General features: G+C 69.9%; 3 protein-coding genes. All 3 read right to left on the reverse strand.

What is annotated here, in order from left to right; all coding sequences use genetic code 11:
* Positions 1-6: 6 nt before the first annotated feature.
* The 3 genes from pgl to zwf are packed head-to-tail and all read right to left on the reverse strand — an operon-like array spanning position 7 to position 3,271.
* On the reverse strand, positions 7-777 hold the full coding sequence (pgl, locus tag ASF82_RS06325) for a 6-phosphogluconolactonase (RefSeq protein ID WP_056054829.1): 771 nt from the start codon (positions 775-777) through the stop codon (positions 7-9).
* A gap of 14 nt (positions 778-791) precedes the next feature.
* Complete coding sequence (locus ASF82_RS06330) at positions 792-1,739, reverse strand: glucose-6-phosphate dehydrogenase assembly protein OpcA (RefSeq protein WP_056054831.1); 948 nt, start codon at positions 1,737-1,739, stop codon at positions 792-794.
* Positions 1,736-3,271 (reverse strand): glucose-6-phosphate dehydrogenase, encoded by a 1,536-nt coding sequence (gene zwf / locus ASF82_RS06335; RefSeq protein WP_056054834.1) that lies wholly within the window; start codon positions 3,269-3,271, stop codon positions 1,736-1,738. Before zwf ends, ASF82_RS06330 begins: the two co-directional genes overlap by 4 nt.
* Between the last annotated feature and the right edge of the window lie 51 nt (positions 3,272-3,322).

The raw sequence follows: 3,322 nt of genomic DNA on the forward strand, positions 1-3,322 counted from the left end.
TCCGTGTCAGTACGTGGAGGCGATGAGGTTCTCGGGCACCTCGGCGGCGGCGTCGCGGTCGACGAAGAAGACCGTGCGCTTCCGGCCCTTGACCCCGGCGACGGGCACCTGGTCTGCGCCGGCGCCGGCGAGGGCGAGCCCCAGCGACGAGGCCTTCTCGGCCCCGGCGAGGATCATCCAGACGCGCTGCGACTCGTTGATGACCGGCAGGCTCAGCGTGAGCCGCACGGGCGGGGGCTTGGGGGAGTCCTCGACGACCAGGACCGTGGGCTCCGTCATCCGCACCTGCGGTGCGTCGGGGAAGAGCGACGCGACGTGGCCGTCGGGGCCGACGCCGAGCAGGGTGATGTCGAAGCGCGGAGCGAGGTCGTCAGCCTGAGCGTGCTCGTGCAGCTCTCGGCGGTACAGCTCCGCGGCGGCCTCGACGTCGGCTGCGTCGCCGACGGCGGCGAACCGGTGCACGTTCTCGGGCAGCAGCCCGATGTGGTCGAGCAGGTCGATGCCGGCCTGGTGGTCGTTGCGGTCGGGGTGCCCCGCCTCGACCCACCGCTCGTCGGCCCACCAGATCGAGACCTTCGACCAGTCGACGCTGTCGCGGGCCGGCGACGCGTTGATGGCGGCGAGCACGAGGGTGCTCACCGAACCTCCGCTGACCACGACCGAGGCGTAGTTCTGCTCTTCGATCACGTCGATGATCTTGGTGATGAACCGCGCGGCCACCGAGGCGCCCAGCGATTCCTTGTCAGGGTGAACCAGCACCCGGCGTTCGTTCGTCACAGTGTCAGTCTGCCCTAGTTGCTCTCGACGGGGACGTCCAGCAGACGGACCCCGTTCCTCACGACGTTCCCGAAGAGGTCGTCGGCGTCGAGTCTACGGAGTTCCTCGGCGAGGCAGTCACGGAGCGACCGGCGTGGCAGCGAGAGGTCGTGCGTCGGCTGGCCGGGCTGTGTCAGCGTCGCCACGTCGACGACGGAGCGCTCCAGCTCGATGACGCCGGAGTCGCGGACGAGACGCACGCCGTGGATGCCGCTCGAGCCGGTGGCGCCGATCGTCTCGTCGCCCTCGACGGTCACCTGGAGCTGCAGGCGCAGCCACGCCGCGAGCAGCACGGTCGAGGGGGAGTCGGGCGCGCCGCTCACCTGGACTCCGATGACGGGCTCGTAGGGCGGCTGGTCCAGCACGGCGGCGAGCTGAGCGCGCCACAGCGTGAGCCGCGTCCAGGCGAAGTCCGTGTCGCCGGGGGCGTAGGAGCCGCCGAGGTCGATGATCGACCGTCGAGGGTCGGGCTGGCTGGCCGCGTCGGTGATGCGCCGCTGCGCGATGCGCCCCAGCGCCGACTCCGACACGACGTCCGGGTGCTCACGGGGCCACCACACCACGACGGGCGCGTCGGGCAGGAGGAGGCCCGTCACGAGGCCCTCCTCGTCGCTCGCGGTGTCGCCGTAGGCGCGCAGGAGGATGACCTCGCTGGCCCCGGCGTCGCCGCCCACGCGGATCTGCGCGTCGAGGCGCGCGTCGTCGGTGGTCTCCTCGCGGGACGTGGAGATGACGATGACGCGCATCGGGTGCTCGCGGGAGGCCTCGTTGGCCGCCTCGATGGCCTCTTCCTCCTCGCCGAGGTGGGTCGAGATGATGAGGGTCAGCACACGGCCGAGAGCGACCGCACCGCCCTCCTCGCGGATCTTGACCAGCTTCTTCTGGACGCGGCTGATGGTGCTGTCGGGCAGGTCGACGATCACGGACGCCTCCAGGTTCGGCCGTCACGGGCCATCAGGTCATCGGCGGACTGGGGGCCCCAGGTGCCGGGGCGGTACTGCTCGGGCTGGCCCTGGGTCGCCCAGAACTCCTCGATCGGGTCGAGGATGCGCCAGGACAGCTCGACCTCCTCGTGACGGGGGAAGAGCGGGGGATCGCCGAGCAGCACGTCGAGGATGAGTCGCTCGTACGCTTCGGGGCTCGCCTCGGTGAACGCGTGGCCGTAGCCGAAGTCCATCGTGACGTCGCGCACCTGGGTCCCGATGCCGGGCACCTTCGAGCCGAAGCGGAGGGTCACTCCCTCGTCGGGCTGGACGCGGATGACGAGGGCGTTCTGGCCGAGCGAGGTCTGCGTCCCGAAGATGTTCTCGGGGACCTGCTTGAAGACGACGGCGATCTCGGTGACGCGACGGCCGAGGCGCTTCCCGGCCCGGAGGTAGAACGGCACGCCCGCCCACCGCCGGGTCGCGATCTCGAGCTTGACCGCCGCGAAGGTCTCGGTGACGCTCTCGGGGTTCATGCCCTCCTCGTCGAGGAAGCCGAGGACCTTCTCACCGCCCTGCCATCCGCCGGAGTACTGGCCCCGCGCCGTGCCGGCCGCGATGTCCTCCGGGATGCGGACGGCCGAGAGGACCTTCTCCTTCTCGGCACGGAGGTGCGAGGCCTCGAACGTGACGGGCTCCTCCATCGCGGTGAGCGCGAGGAGCTGCAGGAGGTGGTTCTGGATGACGTCGCGCGCGGCGCCGATGCCGTCGTAGTAGCCGGCCCGACCGCCGACGCCGATGTCCTCGGCCATGGTGATCTGCACGTGGTCGACGTAGTTCGAGTTCCAGAGGGGCTCGTACATCTGGTTGGCGAAGCGCAGGGTCAGGAGGTTCTGCACCGTCTCCTTGCCCAGGTAGTGGTCGATCCTGAAGACCGAGTCGGGGTCGAAGACGCTCTCGACGACGGCGTTCAGCTCGCGGGCGGTCCTGAGGTCGCTGCCGAAGGGCTTCTCGATGACGACACGGCGCCAGGCACCGTCCTTCTCCTCCGCCAGGCCGGAGTTGCGCAGCTGCTCCGTGACCATCGGGAAGGCCTTGGGCGGGATCGACAGGTAGAACGCGTGGTTGCCCATCGTGCCCCGCTCACGGTCGAGCTCCTCGATGGTGTCCTTGAGCCGCGTGAAGGCCTCGGCGTCGTCGAAGACGCCCTGGACGAAGCGGAACCCCTCCTTGAGCTGACGCCAGACGTCCTCGTCGAAGGGGGTGCGCGCGTACTGCTTCACAGCCTCGTAGACGACCTGCTCGAAGTCCTGGCCCTCCCATTCGCGACGGGCGAAGCCGACCAGCGCGAAGCCCGGGGGCAGGAGGCCCCGGTTGGCGAGGTCGTAGACGGCGGGCATCAGCTTCTTGCGGGAGAGGTCTCCCGTGACCCCGAAGATGATGAGTCCGCTGGGGCCCGCGATGCGAGCCAGACGGCGGTCGGAGGGCAACCTCAGCGGGTTGGACTCCGGCGTGATCTCCACCGGTGACATCTGTCTCTCGTTCCTTGGTGATCGTGGTGTGCGTGCCGCTGACGGTGGGCG

It is taken from the genome of Frigoribacterium sp. Leaf164, from assembly GCF_001423665.1.
Lineage (GTDB): Bacteria > Actinomycetota > Actinomycetes > Actinomycetales > Microbacteriaceae > Frigoribacterium > Frigoribacterium endophyticum.

Coding starts and splice junctions, on each gene's coding strand:
- zwf (WP_056054834.1), bottom strand. CDS start 3,271: ATGTCACCGGTGGAGATCACGCCGGAGTCCAACCCGCTGAGGTTGCCC.